Origin of the sequence: Mangrovimonas aestuarii, from assembly GCF_028767185.1 — a bacterium.
Classification (GTDB): Bacteria; Bacteroidota; Bacteroidia; order Flavobacteriales; family Flavobacteriaceae; genus Mangrovimonas_B; species Mangrovimonas_B aestuarii.
In genome coordinates, this window is the sequence record NZ_JARACK010000001.1 from 126,498 (window position 1) to 148,813 (window position 22,316).

The 22,316-nt window shown below is 36.8% G+C and carries 20 protein-coding genes; 16 read left to right on the forward strand and 4 right to left on the reverse strand.

The features are described 5' to 3' along the window. Positions 1 to 59 precede the first annotated feature (59 nt). The 4 genes from PWU04_RS00620 to PWU04_RS00635 are packed head-to-tail and all read left to right on the forward strand — an operon-like array spanning position 60 to position 3,568. Positions 60 to 1,277: an Nramp family divalent metal transporter gene (locus PWU04_RS00620; RefSeq protein ID WP_274473865.1), complete on the forward strand. Its 1,218-nt coding sequence runs from the start codon at positions 60 to 62 to the stop codon at positions 1,275 to 1,277. Beyond that, positions 1,265 to 2,008: a 5-oxoprolinase subunit PxpA gene (gene pxpA / locus PWU04_RS00625; protein ID WP_274473866.1), complete on the forward strand. Its 744-nt coding sequence runs from the start codon at positions 1,265 to 1,267 to the stop codon at positions 2,006 to 2,008. Before PWU04_RS00620 ends, pxpA begins: the two co-directional genes overlap by 13 nt. Continuing rightward, positions 2,005 to 2,712: a 5-oxoprolinase subunit PxpB gene (gene pxpB / locus PWU04_RS00630; protein WP_274473867.1), complete on the forward strand. Its 708-nt coding sequence runs from the start codon at positions 2,005 to 2,007 to the stop codon at positions 2,710 to 2,712. Before pxpA ends, pxpB begins: the two co-directional genes overlap by 4 nt. Beyond that, entirely contained in the window at positions 2,699 to 3,568 is an 870-nt protein-coding gene (locus PWU04_RS00635; RefSeq protein WP_274473868.1) for a 5-oxoprolinase subunit C family protein, read from the forward strand. Before pxpB ends, PWU04_RS00635 begins: the two co-directional genes overlap by 14 nt. Here PWU04_RS00635 and PWU04_RS00640 read toward each other — a convergent pair. Further along, on the reverse strand, positions 3,565 to 5,361 hold the full coding sequence (locus tag PWU04_RS00640) for an SLC13 family permease (RefSeq protein WP_274473869.1): 1,797 nt from the start codon (positions 5,359 to 5,361) through the stop codon (positions 3,565 to 3,567). The two genes, PWU04_RS00635 and PWU04_RS00640, sit on opposite strands and share 4 nt — an antisense overlap. A 191-nt stretch (positions 5,362 to 5,552) precedes the next feature. On the opposite strand from PWU04_RS00640, the gene PWU04_RS00645 reads away from it, so the two are divergent. After that, a complete protein-coding gene (locus tag PWU04_RS00645) occupies positions 5,553 to 6,539 on the forward strand; it encodes a hypothetical protein (RefSeq protein ID WP_274473870.1) in 987 nt (328 codons plus the stop codon). Between the two features lie 318 nt (positions 6,540 to 6,857). On the opposite strand, the gene PWU04_RS00650 is transcribed toward PWU04_RS00645, so the two are convergent. Beyond that, positions 6,858 to 7,106 (reverse strand): response regulator, encoded by a 249-nt coding sequence (locus tag PWU04_RS00650; protein WP_274473871.1) that lies wholly within the window; start codon positions 7,104 to 7,106, stop codon positions 6,858 to 6,860. 229 nt (positions 7,107 to 7,335) lie between these two features. Here PWU04_RS00650 and PWU04_RS00655 point away from each other — a divergent pair, with 229 nt between their 5' ends. The 10 genes from PWU04_RS00655 (at position 7,336) to PWU04_RS00700 (ending at position 18,998) form a co-directional block, all read left to right on the forward strand. Further along, positions 7,336 to 7,764, forward strand: a complete 429-nt coding sequence (locus tag PWU04_RS00655; protein WP_274473872.1) for a nuclear transport factor 2 family protein — start codon at positions 7,336 to 7,338, stop codon at positions 7,762 to 7,764. Between the two features lie 9 nt (positions 7,765 to 7,773). Next, positions 7,774 to 8,676, forward strand: a complete 903-nt coding sequence (locus PWU04_RS00660; protein WP_274473873.1) for a mechanosensitive ion channel family protein — start codon at positions 7,774 to 7,776, stop codon at positions 8,674 to 8,676. A 59-nt stretch (positions 8,677 to 8,735) separates the two neighbouring features. Further along, positions 8,736 to 9,254, forward strand: a complete 519-nt coding sequence (locus PWU04_RS00665; RefSeq protein ID WP_274473874.1) for a hypothetical protein — start codon at positions 8,736 to 8,738, stop codon at positions 9,252 to 9,254. Between the two features lie 59 nt (positions 9,255 to 9,313). Further along, positions 9,314 to 10,234 (forward strand): mechanosensitive ion channel family protein, encoded by a 921-nt coding sequence (locus PWU04_RS00670; RefSeq protein WP_274473875.1) that lies wholly within the window; start codon positions 9,314 to 9,316, stop codon positions 10,232 to 10,234. A gap of 33 nt (positions 10,235 to 10,267) precedes the next feature. Further along, positions 10,268 to 10,639 carry a VOC family protein gene (locus tag PWU04_RS00675; protein WP_274473876.1) on the forward strand — a complete coding sequence of 124 codons (372 nt, stop codon included), beginning with the start codon at positions 10,268 to 10,270 and terminating at the stop codon, positions 10,637 to 10,639. 161 nt (positions 10,640 to 10,800) lie between these two features. Further along, positions 10,801 to 11,223, forward strand: coding sequence for a hypothetical protein (locus PWU04_RS00680; RefSeq protein ID WP_274473877.1), 423 nt, complete (start codon positions 10,801 to 10,803; stop codon positions 11,221 to 11,223). A gap of 178 nt (positions 11,224 to 11,401) precedes the next feature. Further along, positions 11,402 to 12,484, forward strand: coding sequence for an efflux RND transporter periplasmic adaptor subunit (locus PWU04_RS00685; RefSeq protein ID WP_274473878.1), 1,083 nt, complete (start codon positions 11,402 to 11,404; stop codon positions 12,482 to 12,484). 21 nt (positions 12,485 to 12,505) lie between these two features. Next, on the forward strand, positions 12,506 to 15,748 hold the full coding sequence (locus PWU04_RS00690) for an efflux RND transporter permease subunit (RefSeq protein WP_274473879.1): 3,243 nt from the start codon (positions 12,506 to 12,508) through the stop codon (positions 15,746 to 15,748). A 16-nt stretch (positions 15,749 to 15,764) separates the two neighbouring features. Continuing rightward, positions 15,765 to 17,192: a TolC family protein gene (locus PWU04_RS00695; RefSeq protein WP_274473880.1), complete on the forward strand. Its 1,428-nt coding sequence runs from the start codon at positions 15,765 to 15,767 to the stop codon at positions 17,190 to 17,192. Between the two features lie 300 nt (positions 17,193 to 17,492). Next, a complete protein-coding gene (locus PWU04_RS00700) occupies positions 17,493 to 18,998 on the forward strand; it encodes a tetratricopeptide repeat protein (protein ID WP_274473881.1) in 1,506 nt (501 codons plus the stop codon). A gap of 138 nt (positions 18,999 to 19,136) precedes the next feature. On the opposite strand, the gene PWU04_RS00705 is transcribed toward PWU04_RS00700, so the two are convergent. Beyond that, complete coding sequence (locus PWU04_RS00705) at positions 19,137 to 19,910, reverse strand: hypothetical protein (protein WP_274473882.1); 774 nt, start codon at positions 19,908 to 19,910, stop codon at positions 19,137 to 19,139. 194 nt (positions 19,911 to 20,104) lie between these two features. On the opposite strand from PWU04_RS00705, the gene PWU04_RS00710 reads away from it, so the two are divergent. Then, positions 20,105 to 21,088, forward strand: a complete 984-nt coding sequence (locus PWU04_RS00710) for an oxidoreductase family protein (protein WP_274473883.1) — start codon at positions 20,105 to 20,107, stop codon at positions 21,086 to 21,088. A gap of 139 nt (positions 21,089 to 21,227) precedes the next feature. On the opposite strand, the gene PWU04_RS00715 is transcribed toward PWU04_RS00710, so the two are convergent. Continuing rightward, positions 21,228 to 21,977: a hypothetical protein gene (locus PWU04_RS00715; RefSeq protein ID WP_274473884.1), complete on the reverse strand. Its 750-nt coding sequence runs from the start codon at positions 21,975 to 21,977 to the stop codon at positions 21,228 to 21,230. Positions 21,978 to 22,316 lie beyond the last annotated feature (339 nt).

Here is a 22,316-nt window from a genome sequence, read left to right on the forward strand (position 1 = left end):
ACTTTGGGTCAAAACCATTATCTTCGGAAAAACCACAATCCTCAAAATCAAAAACGCTTTTGAAGTCCAAACTTTTAAAATACATTGGTCCAGGCCCATTGGTTGCAGCTGCATTTATTGGTCCTGGAACGGTAACCGTATGCACTCTCGCCGGTGTGAAATTCGGTTACACGCTACTTTGGGCATTAATGCTTTCCATAATTGCCACTATTGTTTTACAAGAAATGGCAGCTCGTATAGGTATCACTACTCAAAAAGGTTTACCAGAAGTCATTAAAGAAACCATAAAAAACCCAATAGTCAAGACATTAGCTATAGGATTGATTATTCTTGCCATTGTTTTTGGAAATGCCGCTTATCAAGCCGGGAATATTAGTGGCGCCGTAATTGGTATCGAAGCTTTTGGAAGCATTAATCTTTTTGAAAACTTTACCCCCTACACTTTACTCACTGGGCTCATAGCTTGGGCTCTACTGATGAGCGGCAACTATAAACGTGTGCAACAAATTATGGTAGCCATAGTTATTGTCATGAGTTCTGTATTTATGGTTACAGCCATAATGAGCAAACCTAAACTTAATGAACTTTTAAATGGTTTTACACCAATGGCAAACAGTGACAACATCATGACCATTGTAGCCTTAATCGGAACAACAGTTGTACCGTACAACCTATTTATGCACGCTGCCTTGGTTTCCAAAAAATGGCACAGTACAGAACAGATAAAATACGCTAGAGTAGACACTTTGATTGCCGTGATATTAGGCGGATTGGTTTCTATGGCCATAGTAGTAACAGGAGCACTAGGTCAAGCTAAAGACGTACAAAACGTACTTGATCTGGCTAAAAGCCTTGAACCTATTTTAGGCAGTATAGCCACTTACTTTATTGGTTCTGGACTTTTTGCTGCCGGAATCACTTCGGCCATAACAGCTCCTTTGGCCGGTGCTTTGGTTATATGCGGATGCTTTGGGTGGGACAACAACCTCAACAGTAAACCTATGCGAATTGCTTTTAGTACGATTCTCTTTTTAGGTGTTCTCTTTGCTTCCCTTGGCATAAAACCAGTACAACTTATCACTTTGGCTCAATTGGCAAATGGCATACTATTACCCTTTTTGAGTACCTTTATTATATGGTTAATCAACAAGAAAAGCCTGATGGGAAAATATACCAACAATTGGATTTGGAATATAGTATCCATCGGTATTTGGGTAATCACCTGGGTATTGGGAATAAAAAGTATTATTAAGGTTTTCGAAATATGGAGCAGCTAATCATAGATATTAATAGCGATTTAGGTGAAGGCATGCCAAACGACATTGCTATTATGCCTTTAATAAGCAGCTGTAATATTGCTTGTGGCGGTCATGCTGGTAACGAATACACCATGAAGCACACTATTAATTTAGCCTTGGAAAATCATGTAAAGATAGGTGCTCATCCTTCATACCCCGATCCGGAAAACTTTGGCCGGTTGCCTATGGAGATAGAACTCCACCTACTTGAGGAAAGTCTATTGAATCAAATTCAGCTTTTGGAAAAACTGTTGGGTCAAGCTGGTGAAAAACTACATCATATAAAACCTCATGGTGCTCTGTACAACCAAGCTGCAGTTGACAAAAAAATAGCTTCCATTATAATCAAGATAATGAAAGAAAATTTCGGTGATACTTTTTTGTACGCTCCTTACGGTTCGGTAACTGCACAATTGGCAAAAAAGGAAAAGATCAATTTAAAGTACGAGGTGTTTGCCGATAGAAACTATAACGACGACCTCACTTTGGTAAACAGAAAAGAACCTAATGCAGTATTACATGATGCCAAAGCCGTAAAAGAACATTTGCTGCTGATGATACAGAAACAATTGGTAAAGACCGTTACCGGAAACCTAAAGCTCATTGAAGCCGATACAGTTTGTGTTCATGGTGACAATCCCGAAGCTTTAGCCCTGACCTCTGCTATCCATAACATGTTATCGAAACCTATTACAGACTTAGGAGAATGAATTATCTCCCAACATACAATTTTATCACGCCCACCATTTTGGAATTTGTTTGGCCAAAACAAATCAGCGAATCCATTCTTTTGGATATGTTGGTTGCAAAAGAAAAAGCTCTCGAATATTGGTCTACCGAAGTAATTGATGCTACAATGGGTTACCATTGTTTGAGTTTGCGTTTTAAACGTGGATATCAAAAAAATGAAATTGAAAGTTTTCTATCATTATTAAAAAAGGCAAATTCTATTACTTTAAACAGAAAGCGATGGTTCATACCCGTTTTGTACAATGGTCGCGATCTTGAACGTGTATCAGAACTAACAGGATTGAATCCAACAGAAATTATCTCTCAGCATCAAAGGCCAGAGTATTTATTGCACTTTTATGGATTTATGCCCGGTTTTATGTACTTGGGAGGATTACCCAAGGAGCTATTTGCTCCAAGGAAATCAACTCCAGACCCTGTCGTTGAAAAAGGTTCGGTCGCCATTGGTGGAAAACAAACTGGAATTTACCCAATGGATAGCCCAGGAGGCTGGAACATTATAGGTAAAACGCCCGTTCAACTTTTCAATATTAATAACACACCTCCCACCCAACCTAAACCAGGAGACATTATTAAATTTCAATCCGTAGACAACTATACATTCAACGACACTAAGTTGCAAGTTGACAATAACAACTATTCATTAAAACATGAGCCATACTAAGGCATACATAAAAGTTGTAAATCCCGGATTCTATTCCTCCATTCAGGACAAAGGGCGGTTTGGCTGTGGAAATTTAGGTGTTCCAAATTGTGGTGCAATGGATCACTATTCATACGCCTTAGTCAACTACCTGCTGAACAATCCTCAAAATGCGGCATGTTTGGAAATGACACTTTCGGGCGGGGAATTTATCTTTCCCGAACCCACACAAATTTGTATTAGTGGTGCAGATACTCATATTTCAATAAATGGAACAGAACGTAATAAAAATAGAATTATATCAATTCAGCCTGGAGATCATTTAACAATTGGAGGCTTCAGCAAAGGAAGCAGATTATATTTAGCAATCAAGCATGGTTTCCAAACTGAAAGTATACTAAATAGCCGAAGTTGGTATAAAGGCATTACTAAATACCATCAACTAAAAAAGGGACAACAGCTAACATACCTACCCTACAATCAGTTTTCCCTAGGTTCTTCATCATACATTGCAGAGAACAAAACACTTTTTTCAACACAAAATCTAGAAGTCTACTTAGCTCCAGAAGGCAAAGAACTTCCGAAAAGCATTCTTACCAAACTACTTCAAACAGAATTTCATATTTCTCCAGTTCAAAACCGAATGGGCATTCAATTGGAAGAGACTCTACCAAACAACCTAAACGAAATCTTGACTGTTCCCGTTTATACAGGAACCGTTCAATTGACACCTGGTGGCAAGATTATTATTTTAATGCGGGATGCACAAGTAACCGGTGGCTACCCCAGAATTTTTCAGCTTAGCGAACAAGCTATTTCTATATTGGCTCAAAAAAAACCAGGCGATGGCGTAAATTTCAAGCTTATACAAGATTAAAATTTATAGAAAACAGGTATAAGTAGAGTCGCCAAAATCCAAAAGACGATATTTAGAATAGTACCTACTTTCACGAAATCCATAAAACGATACTGACCTGCACTATAAACCATGGTATTGGTTTGATAGCCTACAGGTGTCATAAAACTTGCCGATGCCGCAAAAGTAATGGCCATTAAAAACGGAATAGGGCTTAACCCCAAGCTATTGGCTATTGCAATGGCTATAGGGGCTAAAAGAGCTGCGGCAGCATTATTCGACATGATTTCTGTTAATAAGGATGTCACAAAGTACAATCCGGAGACTACTGCAACTGGTCCCCATTGCCCAAGATTGTTCAGCAGGAATTGAGCTATCAGGTTATCAAGCCCCGTATTGGACATTGCTGCTCCAAGGCTTAATGCTCCAGCCAACAAGAAAACAATTTGCCAATTAATAGACTCATAAGCCTCCTTCATGGTCAGGTTATTCATCAGCACTAAAACACTTGCTCCCGCGATGGCACCTGCCATAATATCCAAAATTTCGAAAGCGGCCAGAAGCACCACTAAAACAATTATTGTAATAGCCTTAAAAAACTTTGCCTTATCAAAGTGAATGATAGTGTCTTCGGAAAGCAATACAAAGGGAGCATCCTGTTCATTCTCCCTACGTTTAAGCTCCTTAACATAGTGTGTCTTTATTTCCGACATAATAATATCTCCTGCCTTTAGTTCTATATCGTAAAGATTCTCATGTTTCACATCCTCTCTATGTTTTATAGCTAAAGGAACGGCTCGATAACGGCCTCTAAAATCCACTTCCTTTAATGTTTTACCATCAATCTCTGAATTTGCTGTAATTACCATTTCTACTAATGTAGACCCTCCTCCTTGGTCTAATCTCTCCTTATCTAAATTAGCAGAAGCAACCATTACCACTTGAGCCCTGTCTTTTAAAGATTTTATTTTATCTACATTACATTGAATCTTAAGGATATCATTTGCTTCCAGCATGAAGTCTCCTGGAGGAAGCATAAAACTATGACCATCACGACGAACTTCAATAATATCCATTTCCAGCTCTTTCACCAGTTCAGAATCCATAATTTTCTTACCAACAGAATCTGCTCTTTCCAACAACTCTATCTCTGTTAAATAGTTACGCATCCCAAACTTCACCTTCAGGTTTCTTTCATCCTTCCTATCTGGTAAAATCTTAATCCCAAAGAACAGCATGTAAACAATTCCCACTAGAAGAAAAACGATCCCTAGTGAGGATAGGTCAAAAACACCTATTGAAATCCCAGCTTCTCGCTCTGCAATTCCCCCCACTAAAAGGTTAGTAGAAGTACCTATTAAAGTACAGATTCCCCCAAAAATAGAAGCAAATGATAATGGGATAAGCATTTTTGAGGCACTCTGCCCAGATACATGAGCGACTTTTACAATTACAGGTATGAATACTGCTACAACTGCCGTATTGTTAATAAAGGCCGATACTACAGCTATAAGAATCATCATAAGCAGCATACCAATATTGAAATTATACCTAAAAATTCGAGCCAACCGCTGGGCCAATACCTGAAATACCCCGGTTTTCAATAATGCAGCACTGAGTATAAACATAAAAGCCACTGTAATAGTCGCTTTATTACTAAACCCTTCTACGCCCTGCTGCGGTGTAATAACCCTAGTTACGATTAATACCACCATTGCCAAAAGTGCAATCAAATCTATAGGAATAACCTCTGTCGCAAAAAGAATTATTGCAATTACTATAACACATATGGTAATGATTATACCCGCAGTCATGGTTGGTTTTTTATCTTAGCATTGAATTTAACAGAACCCATCAACAAACTGAAAATCAGCACGAAAAATATCTGAAAAACTAATTTAAGCAATTAAACAAGACAAAACCATCCTCTTAATAATTAGATACATCCTAATTATTACCTTTAGTTAAATTATTGCTTATAAGCATAACCTAACTTTATCTCAATATGAAAACTACCAAAACAATTATTTTAGTAGCGACTTTAGCTTTATTCCTGTATCAATGTAAGAACAGTAATGAAAAAGAAGTCCCTTCACCAACCTCAACAGTATCCAAAAAAACAGAAACAGAGCCTAAACGCATGGATTTTTCTGGCAACTATGTCTCTGATGGCTACTTTCAACGAAACGAAAATTACGACTGGGTTGCTGTTTCAGTCAAACAAGGAATAGATAACATTATTTTACGAGTAAGATCTAGGGCAGACAAAAAGAAACCCACTTGTACCTTAGACCTTACTGCAAAGAAATTTAATGATACCACTTATATTGCTCTACTTGATCAAAAACCGGTAAAAATCACTTTTGGAGAAAACTCCATAAACATTGCCACAGAACGCCCAGAAGACGGAGGTATTTTGCATTTTTATTGCTCTGGTGGAGCAACCGTTGCAGGCCAGTATAAAAAAATTGATGAGCCCCTGGATTCTTCACAGGTCGACAAAACTATATTTAGTCAAGTTTTAAACCTTCAAGGAATTGGATTTAATGTATCAGTAAAAAACACAAACGGAAAAAAGGAATTGACCGTTCTACCTTTTGGGCTTCAGGAAACAAACACCCCAGAAACCACGGAAATACACGGAAGGGTTTCAGGCGTAGAAACAGAAGATTTAAACTCTGATGGCTCTCCTGAAATTCTTGTTTTTGTGAAAAATGAAAATGGAAAAAAGGGAACTGTTATCGGCTATTCTACCAACAATAGAAAATCGATGAGCAGAATATATTTCCCTCCCGTTGAAGACAATGACAAAATCAACAATGGATATGAGGGGCATGACGAATTTTCAATAATCGAAACTTATTTGGCTCAACGCTTCCCCATTACAGGCTCCAATAACATTAGACAAATAACCTATAAACTTGAAGACGGAGAAGCTATGAGACGATTTGAAATAAATCAAGTTTCGGACTTTCCCAACCCCAACCATTAATTAGATAATATAAAAGTAAAAAAAGGCGTCATTATGACGCCTTTTCACTGATCACTAAGCACAACCTCTTTAGAAATGATTTACTTTCTCATATGTATTTCAGCTAGTGGCTACATTACAAATATCGCTTTAGAATGTCACATCAGTATTAAAGAAATTAACCCTACCTTAATTCCTAATAAGCATTACAATTTTCTTCAGGTAAATTGAAGAAAAATTCGGTTCCTTAATCAAATACAATTTATACGTTAATAGAAGTATTGTGAAGTTCTATTTTCTTAACGATAGCCCAAACCTAAACCACTTCCTTTTTCCTAATCATTTACTGGTAAGTACCAATACTGGAGTATTCACTTTAGTTGCTCTAAATTCTGTACAAACATCCATTCCTTTTTTACTAGGTAGCATTAAATTCAACACAATAAGCTCATAGTCTGATTTGTAGACTTCAATAAAACCTTCTTTACCATCATAACAACAGGTTACTTTAGTTTGATTGTTCTCTAGGTTAATAACAACCAGTTCTGCGATATTACTATCGTCTTCAAAAACTAGCCTGTACTTCACAACACTTAAATTAATATTGGCAATCTATAAAAGAAGTATCTTAAAATTATTACGAAGCCATGACGATATAAACATACTACAGCCTATAAGCAACAATTCTTACAAAAACATAACTTAAAAGCATTGATTATAAGCCACATGGACACTTAAATAAAAGTCAAACTGAAAATAACTTCCTTTAATATTTGTTATCTTTAAGAAACAAAACAACACTGACCTCCAACCACTAATGACCGCTAGAGAGGAAATAATAGAAACCATCAATAAACTCTTCATTTATACCGACGCACAAAACTGGGATGGTCTACAAACTTATGTTTTTGCAGAAACCGTACACTTGGACATGTCCTCAATGGGAGGAAAAGCAATGGACACAACAGCTAAAGTAATTTGTGATATGTGGCACGAAGGATTTAATGACTTAGATGCCGTAAATCATTTAGCAGGAAATTATCTGGTCAAGCTTGTCAACCCTACAGAAGCCAAAGCATTTGCATATGCAACTGCAACCCACTACAAGGCATTGGCTAAAAATGGGAATACGAGAGCGTTTATAGGCACCTATACATTTAAACTACATAAATCCCATCAAGGTTGGAGAATTTACCACTTTGTTTATAAATTAAAATATTCAACCGGAAACTTAGACCTAACCTAATAGCATGCAATGGAGGAACAATTGGAATCATCTTGGTCAAAACTATTGGACAAACTCTCTGGGTGGATAGACACATTAATTCTAAACCTTCCCAATTTCCTGATTGCAATAATTGTTTTTATTACCTCCTTTTGGCTTGCCCGATATTTACAGAGCTATGTAAATAAGCTTCTCAAAAAATTCATTAAACAACCTTCCATTCGTTCTTTAATCTCTAAGGTTCTATCGATAACCTTAATCGTTCTTGGATTACTTTTGGCTTTAGCCGTTCTTAACCTGGACGGAACCATTAAATCGTTACTTGCCGGTGCTGGTGTTGCCGGACTGGCAATTAGTTTGGCTCTTCAGGGAACACTTTCCAATACCTTTTCAGGGATTTTTATCGCCCTTAAAGACGAACTTAAAGTTGGCGATTGGGTAGAAACCAATGGTTATTTAGGCCATGTTGTAGAAATTGGACTAAGAAATACCAAAGTGAAAGAATCGGACAACAACATTGTTGTCATACCCAATAAAATGATTCTTGAAAATCCATTCAAGAACTATGGGTTAACACAACGTATAAGGGCGACCATTACCTGTGGCGTGGCATACGATTCTGATTTAGCTTTTGTCAAAAAAGTAGCTACAGACACCATTGCTTCTATCTATAAACCAAACCAAGGTGAAGAAGTGGAGTTTTATTATACCGACTTTGGAGACAGCTCTATTGATTTTTCCCTTCGATTTTGGGTGAGCGCCCAGGAAAACCTAACTGCTCTTCAGGTAAAAAGCGAAGCTATTATGGCCGTAAAAAAAGCATTTGATGACAATGGCATTAACATCCCTTTCCCTATCAGAACATTATATCAACAAAACCAAAGCTCCAATTCTAAAAATAAAGAGAACAACGAAAACAATGATAAAATTTAAGAATTAGCAAGTAATCTTTAGAGTAAACGTTAACAGATATTTGAATTAAAAATCATAATATGAATTTAGAATTAGCAATTAATTTATTGACTTCTGTAGGTGTTATCGTTTCAGTAATTTTTCTAGCAATAGAAATTAAAAAAAACACACAGGCTGTGCGTTCAAACTTCTACGACTCTTTTGCTAATTCTAACAGAGAGTTTCTCCATCAATTGATTGTGGATAGGGATTTGGGAAAGCTGTTTGAAAAAGGCACTAAGTCTTGGAATGAATTAAATGAAGACGATAAACGAACTTCAAACTTCATGTACATCCAACTTTTTCGTATTTGGGAAAACCTGTTTTACCAGAACAAAATGAAAGTCCTCGAGCCCTGGCTTTGGATTAGTAATAGAAATACAATAATTTCTTATTTCCATCTAAATGGGATTCAGGAATGGTGGAAAATTCGCCGACAATCATTTTCGAAAGAGTTTGTTGAATTTTTAGAAAACTCTGAAAAACCTGATAATGTAATTAAAGTTATTGAAGATTTGTTGGAAACCTCTAATAAAGGAAAAGAGCCTACAGACAACTGATAGAACACACATTCAAAATACATCAAAACAAAAAACGAACAACTTATAACAATAAGACAATGAAAGCACTAGAAAATTTAAGACAGTGGTTAGAGGACTATCCTGAAATAAGTAGTCTCTTAAAATTTTCTATATGGGTGATACTCATTATTAGCCTTATTCTTTTCCTGAGAAGGTTTATCAAAAGAAGTCTTCCGGACACCTCCGTAAGGTATAAATCTCAAAAAGGGATTGAAATTATTGGGTACTTTTTCCTCATTTTTATTGCAATAACCTATTTTACTGGAAACATTAAAGATTTTGGCTTGGCCATAGGCTTACTCACCGCTGGAATAACCCTTACCCTTCAAGAGCTTATTTTGAGCATTGCCGGTTCCTTCTATATATTCTTTGTTCGTGTTTATAAGCCTGGGGACAGGATAGAAATTAACGGCATTAAAGGTGATGTTATAGACATTGACAGTATTTACACCACCATGATGGAAATAGGCGAATGGGTATCCAGCGACAATTACAGTGGTAGAATTGTTAAACTTAGTAATGCATTTGTGTTTAAGGGCCCCGTTTACAATTATTCTCGGGACTTCCCTTTTGTTTGGGACGAGTTCAATATTCCCATCCGTTACGGTTCTGATAAAAACTTGGCTAAAGAAATAATCTTAGAGATAGCAGAGAAAACATTATCAGAGTATGTTACGCAATCCATTACACAATGGAATACTGTGGTTGAGAAATATTACATAGAAAATGCTCAGGTTAACCCTACACTTGCCATAACAATGACCGACAACTGGATGGAATTCAACATCAGGTATATTGTCGATTATAAGAAAAGAAGATCTACAAAACACCTTCTCAATGAGCGTATTGGGAAAAATATAGAAGCTACAAACGGAAAAGTTGTATTGGCATCGTCTACAGTTGAAATAGTAAGGATTCCCAATGTACATATTAACAATAACAACACTAACGAACAATAAATAAAATTAAACTAATCAAAATATTAAACAACGATGAATCTAGGTGCATTTTCAGTCAGCTTAAACGTAAAGGACATAAAGAAATCCAAAGAATTTTACGAACTACTCGGGTTTAGTGTGTTTGCCGGCGACATGGGAAAGAACTATCTCATTATAAAAAACGAATCCACTCTCATAGGCTTGTTTCAGGGAATGTTTGAGAAAAATATTTTAACTTTTAATCCTGGTTGGGATTCTAATGCCACAACTTTAGAAAATTTCGATGATGTTAGGACGATTCAAAAGCACCTTAAAGAGAAAGGCATTTCTTTGGAAAGCGAAGCCGACGAAAACAGTTCGGGCCCAGCGAGTTTTGTAGTGCTCGACCCCGATGGCAATCCAATTTTGGTTGACCAGCACATCTAAAACCTTAACGTTTAGACTAATTATCGCTTTAAAACACTCAAATATTGAGTTCAAAAGAAGCACCTACCCCACTAATAATAAGACATTAAGAGAGCTCTAACAAAATTTAACAAATCGATCTTGGTTAGATATTAATCATGATTTACTTTTGATGTCGTTTTATGAAGACCTTATTCAGAATATTAGCAACCTTAAGTTTTTTCCTGTTTGGCGGGAACAGTCAGCATTATGCTTTAAACGAACAGGATTGCACAAATACGTCTGTGATTAAGGTGTTGGAGATATCAGATCAAGCCAACCTAAAACATCTTCAAAACAGTTTAAACTCTAACTTTCACCTTCCTGAATCTGGTTCGGACAGGCATTATGATAAGTTACACACTACAGATATAGAACAGGAAGAAAATGAATTAACATCTTCCAAAAAACATCTGGATTTCTACACACATTTTATTACCCAATTAAACAGAAACACATTTGGGTATTTTCACCGTCATGTTGAGAAGAACTTGCCTAACAGTAATTACTTCAACTTTTATCCAGTATCCAGACGGTATATTCTATTTGAGGTATTCCGAATTTGATTTCTCACTTCAGTAGGTAATCTCTAATTGCCTACTTCTGTTGTTATGGTTATAACTGCTTATAACTGTAACTACCTATGTCCTTTTATTTCCCCAAAAGGACATTATTCCACATTGTACATATATTTTTTTTAAATCTATTTAATAACCATCCACGCTTTAAAAAGCACAAATTATTATGAGAAAGATTTCAATTTTCACAGGCCTACTGGCTGTGTTAATCAATGTTAGTTGTAATAAACACCATGAAGAAAAGCACGAGGAACGCACTTTTCAGGTTACAACCCCTGTTTACAGAGACACCTCTATTGTGAAAGATTACGTTTGCCAAATACGCTCCATTCGCCACATAGAACTTAGGGCGATGGAAAAAGGATACCTTCAAACCATTTCTGTTGACGAAGGTCAAAAGGTACAAAAAGGGCAGCCTATGTTTAAGATCATGCCTAACATTTATCAAGCTGAATTGTTAAAGGCAAAAGCAGAAAATGAAGCTGCATCAATAGAGTATCAAAACACAAAATTGCTTGCTGATAGCGATGTTGTCTCTCCAAACGAATTAGCACTAGCAAAAGCTAATTTTGACAAAACCAAAGCTGAGGTAGCTCTTGCAGAAACCCATTTAGGCTTTACTGATATTCGTGCTCCATTTGATGGAATAATGGACCATTTACATGTTAGAGAAGGTAGTATGCTAGATGAAGGCGAACTGTTAACTACCCTTTCGGATAACAGTAAAATGTGGGTTTACTTCAACGTTCCAGAAGCTGAGTACCTAGATTATATCACAAGTGCCAACAAAGACCAAAAGCAAGAAGTCAATCTTTTAATGGCAAACAATAAGGTATTTAATCAGTCTGGAGTTGTAGAAACTATAGAAGGAGAATTCAATAACGAAACGGGGAACATTGCGTTTAGAGCAACATTCCCCAACCCTAACAGCATCCTTCGCCATGGGGAAACGGGTACCGTTTTAATGACCATTCCTTTAAAGCACGCCTTGATTATCCCTCAAAAAGCCACTTTTGAAGTCTTGGACAAACGTTTTGTATTCGTCATCGACAAGGACAATATCGTAAGACAAAGAGAAATAAAAATAGGCGCTGAATTGCCTAATCTTTTTGTAGTTGAAAAAGGCTTGGAAGAAAGTGATAAAATTCTTCTTGAGGGGATCAGGTTGGTTAAGGCCAATGAAAAAATCAAATATGAGCTTGAAAATCCAGATGAGGTTTTAGAACACCTGGACATATATGCTGAATAAGAACCCTAAAATTTACATGTAATGTTCAAAAAATTTATTCAAAGACCGGTATTGGCGATTGTCATTTCGGTAATTATCGTATTTACGGGGTTACTGGCAATAAAACAATTACCAATATCACAGTTTCCACAAATTGCACCTACCACGGTAAACATATTTATTGCTTATCCTGGCTCCAGTGCAGACGTGTTGGTAAAATCGACTTTAATCCCCTTGGAAACTGCAATCAACGGTGTACAGGGAATGCGATATATAGCATCGGATGCTACTAGTGCCGGTGAAGGAACCCTGCGTATTATTTTTGATCCCGGAACAGATCCAAACGATGCTGTAGTACGGGTTAAAACCAGAGTAGATCAGGTTATGCCATTATTACCTGAACTTGTCCAAAGAGAAGGTGTAATTATCACTCCTGTACAGCCTAGTATGTTGATGTATGTTAACCTATATACTAAAAACAAAAATAACGATGAGAAATTCCTTTACAACTATGCATATACTCGAATAATTCCAGAAATACAGCGTATTAAAGGTATTGCGAGTGCCCAGATTTTGGGTAGCCGTAAATTTGCAATGAGGGTTTGGTTAAAACCAGACAGAATGCGTGCCTACAATATTTCTGCCGAAGAGGTTTTAGAAGCTATGGAAGACCAAAGCATCCTGGCAAGACCGGGTAGGATTGGTAGAAGCTCCGGAAAGAAATCACAATCGTTGGAATATGTACTCACCTATAGATCGAGGTATAGCGAACCCAATGAGTACAAAGACATTATCATCCGAGCAAACTCCGAAGGTGAAACTATAACTTTGGGTGATATTGCTGATGTGGAATTAGGAAGTGAATTCTTTGACATCTATTCCAATTTAGATGGAGAACCCTCGGCTTCAATCGTACTCAAACAAACTTTTGGCAGTAACGGTAGTGATGTTATCGATGCTGTAAAAGAAAAATTAAAAGAACTTAAAGAAGATCTTCCTCCTGGAGTAGATTATAAAATTAGTTATGACGTATCTAATTTCTTAGATGCTTCTATCGAGCAAGTTCTCCATACATTAAGAGATGCCTTTATTTTGGTAGCGGTTGTGGTATTCTTGTTCTTGGGAGATTGGCGTTCTACGCTTATCCCAATTATTGCTGTACCGGTATCGCTTATCGGTGCCTTCTTTGTAATGCAGATATTTGGCTTGTCCATCAATTTAATCACCTTATTTGCCTTGGTATTGGCTATTGGGATTGTGGTTGATGACGCAATCGTTGTGGTGGAAGCCGTCCATTTGAAAATGGAAGAAGAGCTTCTCACACCGTTCCAAGCTTCTAAAGCTGCACTTGGAGAAATTGGTGGTGCAATTTTAGCGATTACACTAGTAATGGTATCGGTATTTATACCAATCTCGTTCATGACTGGTCCTGTTGGGGTATTCTACCGTCAGTTCTCCATTACTATGGCTGGTTCCATAGTAATTTCGGCAGTTGTTGCCCTTACCCTAACTCCGGTACTTTGTGCCATGATGCTGAAAAACAACCATGGAAAGCCAAGAAAAAAATCACTTATTGATAAGTTCATTGATTGGTTCAACAAAGGGTTTGAAAAACTTACGGGACGATACGTTAAAATACTAAATAGAATTGTTGCTCGTAGAATTTTAACCTTTGGTGTTTTGGCTGCTTTCTGTGTGGGTATCTTTGTTACCAACAAAGTATTACCGGCAGGATTCATCCCTAGTGAAGATCAAGGTATGATTTATGCCATTATCCAAACACCTCCTGGATCTACCTTAGAGCGCACTAACGACGTAGCCAGAAAATTACAGGCTATGTGTGAAGAAATAGATGGTGTTGAATCTGTATCTTCTCTTGCTGGATATGAGATTATGACCGAAGGTCGTGGATCGAATGCCGGTACTTGTTTAATTAACCTAAAACCTTGGTCTCAAAGAGAACATTCCGTTCATGAAATCATGGAGGAACTGGAAGAGGAATCAAAAGACTTAGGTGCAACCATAGAATATTTCGAACCACCTGCCGTACCTGGTTTCGGATCTTCCGGTGGATTCTCATTGCGTTTATTGGACAAAACCAACTCTACGGACTATCATCAGTTCGAAAAGATCAACAATGAATTCCTTGAAGAGTTGGGCAAAAGAAAAGAATTAACAGGATTGTTTACCTTCTTCTCTGCCAATTACCCTCAGTATGAATTGGTAATAAACAATAAGGCCGCTATGCAAAAAGGTGTTTCCATTGGTAAGGCCATGGAAAACCTTAACGTTCTTATTGGTAGTACCTACGAACAGGGATTCATTAAGTTTGGTAGATTCTTTAAGGTTTATACTCAGGCTGCTCCAGAATACAGAGCATTGCCTACAGACCTTGAAAAACTGTATGTAAAAAACGAGGACGGTGAAATGGTGCCTTATTCGGCTTTCATGAAAATGGAAAAACGTTTAGGCCCAAACGAGATTACCCGTTACAACTTATATAATTCTGCCGCTATTCGAGGATTGCCTGCCAAAGGTTACACCAGTGCCGATGCCATTAACGCCATTCGCGAGGTAGCCAAAGAGAAATTACCTAGAGGTTACGACATTGCTTGGGAAGGATTATCATACGACGAAGCTAGCAGAGGTAACGATGCCCTTTATATTTTTGGTATTGTACTCTTGTTCGTGTACTTCGTATTAGCCGCTCAATATGAAAGTTTCATTTTACCATTAGCAGTGCTATTATCGCTCCCAGTGGGTATTTTCGGATCGTTCCTGTTACTTAAGCTTATGGGGCTTTCAAACGACGTATATGCTCAAATTGGTATGATTATGCTTGTTGGACTCCTCGGTAAAAACGCCGTACTGATTGTGGAGTTTGCCGTTCTAAAACAAAGGCAGGGCGCCAGTGTTTTCGATGCCGCAGTTGAAGGTGCTAAAATGCGTTTCAGACCTATTTTAATGACATCGTTTGCATTCATAGCAGGGCTTATTCCTCTTGTAATCGCTCATGGAGCCGGAGCCATTGGTAACAAAACCATTGGAGGTTCTGCCATGGGTGGTATGGTTCTCGGAACCGTATTTGGTGTGATTATTATACCTGGACTCTACTACATTTTCGGAAAAATGGCCGAGGGTCGTAGCCTGATTAAGGATGAAAGCACAGAACCTGTTTCTGAAGAGCTGTTTAGACATAGTGAAGAGGACAGTAATCTTAAATCAAGATTAAAAGCACTTAACAGTAAGTTGAAAAAATTAATGAAAAGAAAAGGAAATGAATAATAAGGTTTTCAAATCCATGAATTTTAAATTAGGACTAGTATTAGCACTAACTACGGCGGTCTTGGAAAGTTGTGTTCCTACTCGTGAGATTCGAGAGGTGAACACCTCATTACCTGAGAAATTCCAAGATGTAATAACGAATGACACAACCAATGTCGCTAATATTGAATGGAAGCAATTCTTCAAAGACTCTAATCTGATTGCACTAATTGACACTGCCTTGGTGAACAACCAAGAACTAAATATCATGTTGCAACAAGTAGATATGGCCAAAAACGAAATAAAGGCCAGAAAAGGAGAATACTTGCCCTTTGTTGACATTCAGGCTGGAGCTGAAGTTGAAAAAGTAGGTCGCTATACAAGTCAGGGAGCTAGCGACGCCAATATCGATATTAAGCCAGGAAAAGAATTTCCAGAACCGCTACCAAATTTCGGTGTGGGTGCTTTTGCTACTTGGGAACTTGATGTTTGGAATAAACTCCACAATGCTAAAAAAGCTGCTGTTATGGAGTATTTGTCTACTGTTGAAGGAAAGAATTTCATGGTGACAAACCTGATATCTGAAATTGCCAATTCGTATTTCGAGCTTCAAGCTTTGGATAACAAACTGGCTATTATCGAGCAGAATTTAAAGCTTCAAAACAATGCGTTAAAGACTGTAGAGCTTCAAAAACAAGCTGCAAGAGCAACAGAGTTGGGAGTACAGCGATTAGAAGCCGAAGTGTTTAAAAACAGAAGTGAACTTTTTGCCGTAAAACAGGACATTGTTGAAACAGAAAACAAGCTTAACTTTTTAATAGGCAGGTCACCTCAGCACATAAAACGTGATTCTGATAATTTTATAGACAAAGCATTAGACACACTATTTGTTGGTATTCCTTCCCAGCTATTAACTAACAGACCTGATATTAGACAAGCTGAATACGAATTACAAGCAGCTAAATTGGACACCAAAGTGGCCAAGGCTAATTTCTACCCTTCTTTTACACTTAGAGCTGGTGTTGGGCTTGAAGCCTTCAATCTAAAGTATATTGTAACAACACCTCAGTCGTTGTTATACAATGTTATTGGAGACATGGCTGCGCCTTTAATTAATAGAAATGCTATAAAATCGGAATATTACAACGCTAACGACAGACAGCTGCAAGCTGTTTACGATTATGAAAAGACCATTTTAAATGCCCATATTGAAGTAATTAACGAAATGTCTAACATTCAAAATCTTAAGAAAAGTTACGAACTGAAGGAACAACAGGTGCAAGCGTTGACAAAATCCATAGACATTACGAATAAACTATTTAAATCGGCTAGAGCGGATTATATGGAAGTTTTATTGACCCAAAGAGATGCTTTGGAATCTAAAATGGACTTGGTTGAGACCAAAAAAGAACAAATGAATGCTATGGTAAATCTTTACCGCGCATTGGGTGGTGGTTGGAATTAGTTTTAATTCCATGTTAGTTTAGTTTTTCAAACGGAAATGTTTGATAACCGGGAAGAGCCTTCAAAGTGAAAAACTTTGGAGGCTTTTTAAATAATTAACATAATTACTGACCTAGTAATTAAAGGTGTTTTGAGCAATTAATATGGTGACAACACCCTTTTAAACAAGCTAAAAAGAACTCAAACTTAGCTCCTCCCTCGACACACTTACACACCTGAAATACAATTCAATATATCACCAAAAATCACTATATTGTAGGCGCATTCATCTTAAAATTTATTTAAACTAACCTTTAACCTTATGAATTATTCAAACAAATTATTCCCAAATGTATTGGCTGCATTTGCATTTGTCATGTTCGCCTGCCAGTCACCAAAAAACACAAAAGTTCTATACCCTGAAAATGAAATCCCAATTAGCTCCAGTTCTAATGAAGCCATTGCTGAGTTAGTAAAAGGTTTGGAAATTCAAGATCTGGGAAATGAACAAAAGGCACGACCCCATTTTGAAAAAGCATTGGAATTAGACCCAAATTTTGTAAGTGCTCAAATGTATAGATCCTTCAATAGCTCTTCACCAAAAGATTGGTCTGAAAACAGAGATAAGTTTTTAGCTATGCGAGACAAGGCCAATGAAGGTGAAACCATTATGATGGACATATTTTCAGCCTATATGGAAAATGACGATTTAAAAGCTGTGGAATTAAGCAAACAACTTGTTTCTAAGTATCCAAATTCTGCTCGTGCATACGATCAACTAGCTCAGGCATACAGAACGATAGACGACACAGAAAATGCCCGAGCTAATTGGAAAAAAGCTATAGAACTCAACCCCAACTTTATTCCTGCAATTTCAACCCTTGGTCGTTCCTATCTTTTTTCCTCACCAAAAGATTATGCAATAGCCCAGAAAAACATGGAAAAGGTGGTTACTTTGGCTCCCGAAAGCTCAATGGCTCATATAGATTTAGGAGACTGCTATCGCGCACAGGATAATCTCGATAAAGCCTTAGAGCATTATACTAAAGCAAGTAACCTTGACCCTCAAGATGAAGTAGCATTTGCAAAAATGGGACACGCCAACAGTTTTCTTGGCAATTTTGATGAGGCTCGTAAAAATTACCAGAATGCAAGAGCTGTTAGTGAATTTGGAGTAGGTTTTTATCACGACGAGGCATGCACCTATCTATACCAAAATGATCATGAAAAGGCACTTGCCTTTCTTATGGAGTCGGCAAAAGAAGTAGAAAAAACAAATGCTCCTGAAAGCAACAAAACGATAGCAATACGCAATTGCATTTATCCCAGTGCAATGATTGCCATGCACCATGGAAAAACAGATCAGCTAAATGAAATAGTAGAATTAATGAAAATGAATTCTGAGCAAGTTGCTAAAGATGTCGGAGCGAAAGGGTTTACTTTAAACGAAAAAGCCAGAATGCATTACTTTAATGCCATGGTCTTAGCTTCTCAAGGCAATTTCGAAGAAGCCATTAATGAAGCCGAAATGATTCGAGCTATTTTAGAGCCTTCAAATGACCCTAACAAATTAAGAAATTATCATAGGGCGCACACCTTGATTAATTACAAACAGGAAAATTATGACGCTGCTTTAGAACATGCATCTAAATTAGACCCTGATAACGTATACGATCAATACTGGATGGCCAAAGTCAATGAAATGGTAGGAAACACAGATATAGCTATGGATATGTACAAAGAGATAGCAAACCATCGTTTTAACAATGTAGGCTATGCTCTTATACGCAATGAAGTAAATGAAACACTTGCTAATGCAAGTCTTTAGTTGATTTTGTACTCTAGAACCAGTAGCAAACAAAAGCGCATCACTTGACAAGTGATGCGCTTTTGTTTGTATTAATGATTAAATTAATTCAAAATTCTATGAAAAGCCTTTAACAAAAGAGCTTTTTATCATTCAATTCTAATTTTGTGGAATTGCAACAGAAACCTTTCCATTCAAAACATCTCCATTTCTTAAAATGGTATTACAAAAAATCAATGTTATAGTTTCTCCATCATTTTCAACAAACAATTCTGTTTCAGGAGTTGATTTATCTCCAATTAATACTTGATTGGTAGACCTCACTATCTGTGATTCTGGTGAAGTACCCGCAAACTCGTAATCTACTCCAAAATATTGTCCTGTTATCGGATATACATTACTCAATTCATTAAAACTGATTTCATAAATATCAGGCCAAGTTCCAAATTCAAAACCAATATTTCCTTCATAACAGCAATTGGGATGTGTTATGTGTACATTGGCATTTTTCCAAGCACCCCCAGAAATACTGTAATAATTATTTTGACCATATTCACAAGGAAGATCAGAAGTAGTAAATGACTTCCAATTATCTTTTCTTTTATCCCCGTTTTTTGTATAGCAAGTATAGTAATAGGTAGTATTAGGCTCTAATGATGTAATATCCGTACTAAAAATCCTTGTACCTGCTTGATATTCTACATTCTCTTCAAGTTCTATTACTTCATCATTACTAGAATCGTTTTCATCGCCGGCTCTAAATTTAAACCCTACTTTATAGGTATCTGAACCTTGATAATAATTATTAGAATTATCAATAAATCCATTAAGCCTCACAGAATTTTGAGAAATATATCTTGTAAAAGAAATAACCCCAGGAACATCAGAAGGTTCATCTGGATTAAAAATTTCATCATAAATACAAGAATTCATAAGGAAAACGATAGATAGTAATGCAAATAGCTTTTTCAATTGTATGATTTTTATTGTTAAAAAAAGCCAAATATACCGTATTAAAATAAACTTTAAACGCTTAAAAAGATGATTCATGATTAGTATTTGAACTTAATATTGGTGATCGTTCCCTCTTAAAGTAGGCTTTGTTTTTTAGAAAAATTACAATCAATATGTTACTATTGATACTTCGTTATCTTTGCGGCCATATGAATGAACAGTTTAAATCGGTTATTCTTGAGAAAACAGGAGCTTCTTCCTTAATTGAAAAAGAAACAATCCAGAATTTGTGGAGCGGATATGGAAAAATCATGCGAGTTGGATTGGAAAACGCCTCTGAAAAAAGCGTGATAGTAAAACACGTTCAGTTAACCGTGAATAAAAATCACCCACGCGGATGGAATACCGATATCGGTCACCAAAGAAAGGTGAAATCATATAAAGTAGAAACCACATGGTATGATAGATACAGTAAAAACAGTACTGCTCGCCTGCCGCAATGTTTAGCGATTGAGACACTTGAAGATGAAGTGCTCATGGTATTGGAAGACTTGGATGAAGCGGGCTATTCTTTACGTAAGCAAACTCTCGAGTGGGAAGAAATATCTACTTGTTTAAAATGGTTGGCAGAATTCCATGCCAGTTACCTTGGAAAAGTTCCAGATGGACTTTGGGAAGTGGGGACCTATTGGCATTTGGATACTAGACCTCAGGAATTAGCCATATTGAATGATAAAAGGCTGAAAGAGGCAGCCCGTGCCATTGATGATAAACTAAACTCATGTAAGTACAAGACGTTTGTTCATGGAGATGCTAAACTGGCAAACTTTTGTTTTTCCGAAGATGGACAGGTAGCCGGGCTAGATTTTCAGTACGTGGGTGGCGGATGTGGAATGAAAGACGTGGCATATTTTATAGGAAGTTGTTTGAATGAAAAAGATTGTGAACGTTTAGAGGCCCAAATCCTTGATACTTATTTCAAATATTTACAAAGTGAACTCAAGGAAAGAAATGGAGCTCTGGAAACTGAATGGCGATCTTTATATCGAGTAGCTTGGGCAGACTTTCATCGCTTCATAAAAGGATGGAGCCCTGACCATTGGAAAATTAACAGTTATAGCGAACGTGTAACAGCAGAAGTAATTAATAGTTTGTAGAAAATTCTCCTCTTTTTTATGGTTTCTGAAAGATTACTATTAAAACCAAAAACATATTATGTCTAATAAGGGTTCTGTCGCGTTTGTAGCATTATGATCTAAAAAATCAAAACATCCTAGATGCGACAGAACCCTTAATTTATTTTTTAGGAGAATAATATAAATCTGGTTTCATCCAACCTGTAAACTCTTCAAATCGTTCTGTTGAATTCATGAGCTTTCCAAAAACCGCTTTAGCATCTTCACCTAGAAGTTCATTATTGGCCTTACCACGGTTTGCAGCATCTACTGGATCTACATATGAAACAGCAACCATGTAATAGTCTTCACCAGCTCCAAAATCGCTGTGATAAACCCTGTAATATACCTTAGAGCCTTTATCTGAAAACATTTTTTTTACGCCCTTTATGGCCTCTTTTACCTTACCGTGATTTGAAGGGGTATGGTACATCATATAGAATTTTCTATAGTTTTCTCCTTCCACAACTGGTGAAACTCCATCAGGCATATAACTCAGCTCTTCATCTAGTACAATAACATACCCAGAATGTCTGTCATAGCATTCATCAAATTTGCTGAATAACTTTCCAAATTTGTCTCCCATTTTTTCAGCCATACCAGCAAAGGCATTTTTATCTAATTCAGCAAAATTTTCCATAGGACTCACATACATCATTCTATAATCTGAGGTCGCAACAGTAATCCAACTGACTTCTGGTTGGTGCTCATTACAGGCATCATGAAAAGCTTTGGCTGTTTCAATGTATGTATCGTACATTGAAGGTTTAACATAGTCTACATGCACTAAATATTTTTGTTGTGCATGAATAGAAAAACATACTAGGCTTAAAATAGCCAAGCTTACTAAATTCATTCTAAATTTTTTCATTGTAAAAGTTTTTGGTTAATAGAAATTAACCATAACAACTAGAGGTATAGGAAAGAAAAGAGCTAAACTAATTTTATTAATGTGTCTTAAACAGTATTAAATATACTAATTATTCGTACATCGACCACTAATTTTAAGCATTAGTTCTCTTGATTCTGAAGAATCTACAAAAATAAGGTTCTGTCGAGTAATAGAGTTTTCATCTAAAAATTTATAGCTAACCTGCCCTAATGCTGCCAAACTACAAAATGACTCATATACAGATAAACACACGCTGTCCATCTGCCCCTTATTGATAACTATAACTTTGATTATTTTACTAACTTAGATGTTATAATC

What these genes read in the sequence shown, in the direction of transcription:
- PWU04_RS00705 (WP_274473882.1), bottom strand. Translation starts at nt 19,910, where the DNA reads ATGAATTCTTGTATTTATGATGAAATTTTTAATCCAGATGAACCTTCT.
- PWU04_RS00670 (WP_274473875.1), top strand. Translation starts at nt 9,314, where the DNA reads ATGAAAGCACTAGAAAATTTAAGACAGTGGTTAGAGGACTATCCTGAA.
- PWU04_RS00690 (WP_274473879.1), top strand. Translation starts at nt 12,506, where the DNA reads ATGTTCAAAAAATTTATTCAAAGACCGGTATTGGCGATTGTCATTTCG.
- PWU04_RS00640 (WP_274473869.1), bottom strand. Translation starts at nt 5,361, where the DNA reads ATGACTGCGGGTATAATCATTACCATATGTGTTATAGTAATTGCAATA.
- pxpB (WP_274473867.1), top strand. Translation starts at nt 2,005, where the DNA reads ATGAATTATCTCCCAACATACAATTTTATCACGCCCACCATTTTGGAA.
- PWU04_RS00660 (WP_274473873.1), top strand. Translation starts at nt 7,774, where the DNA reads ATGGAGGAACAATTGGAATCATCTTGGTCAAAACTATTGGACAAACTC.
- PWU04_RS00680 (WP_274473877.1), top strand. Translation starts at nt 10,801, where the DNA reads ATGAAGACCTTATTCAGAATATTAGCAACCTTAAGTTTTTTCCTGTTT.
- PWU04_RS00700 (WP_274473881.1), top strand. Translation starts at nt 17,493, where the DNA reads ATGAATTATTCAAACAAATTATTCCCAAATGTATTGGCTGCATTTGCA.
- PWU04_RS00710 (WP_274473883.1), top strand. Translation starts at nt 20,105, where the DNA reads ATGTTACTATTGATACTTCGTTATCTTTGCGGCCATATGAATGAACAG.
- PWU04_RS00695 (WP_274473880.1), top strand. Translation starts at nt 15,765, where the DNA reads ATGAATTTTAAATTAGGACTAGTATTAGCACTAACTACGGCGGTCTTG.
- pxpA (WP_274473866.1), top strand. Translation starts at nt 1,265, where the DNA reads ATGGAGCAGCTAATCATAGATATTAATAGCGATTTAGGTGAAGGCATG.
- PWU04_RS00665 (WP_274473874.1), top strand. Translation starts at nt 8,736, where the DNA reads ATGAATTTAGAATTAGCAATTAATTTATTGACTTCTGTAGGTGTTATC.
- PWU04_RS00635 (WP_274473868.1), top strand. Translation starts at nt 2,699, where the DNA reads ATGAGCCATACTAAGGCATACATAAAAGTTGTAAATCCCGGATTCTAT.
- PWU04_RS00685 (WP_274473878.1), top strand. Translation starts at nt 11,402, where the DNA reads ATGAGAAAGATTTCAATTTTCACAGGCCTACTGGCTGTGTTAATCAAT.
- PWU04_RS00645 (WP_274473870.1), top strand. Translation starts at nt 5,553, where the DNA reads ATGAAAACTACCAAAACAATTATTTTAGTAGCGACTTTAGCTTTATTC.
- PWU04_RS00715 (WP_274473884.1), bottom strand. Translation starts at nt 21,977, where the DNA reads ATGAAAAAATTTAGAATGAATTTAGTAAGCTTGGCTATTTTAAGCCTA.
- PWU04_RS00655 (WP_274473872.1), top strand. Translation starts at nt 7,336, where the DNA reads ATGACCGCTAGAGAGGAAATAATAGAAACCATCAATAAACTCTTCATT.
- PWU04_RS00675 (WP_274473876.1), top strand. Translation starts at nt 10,268, where the DNA reads ATGAATCTAGGTGCATTTTCAGTCAGCTTAAACGTAAAGGACATAAAG.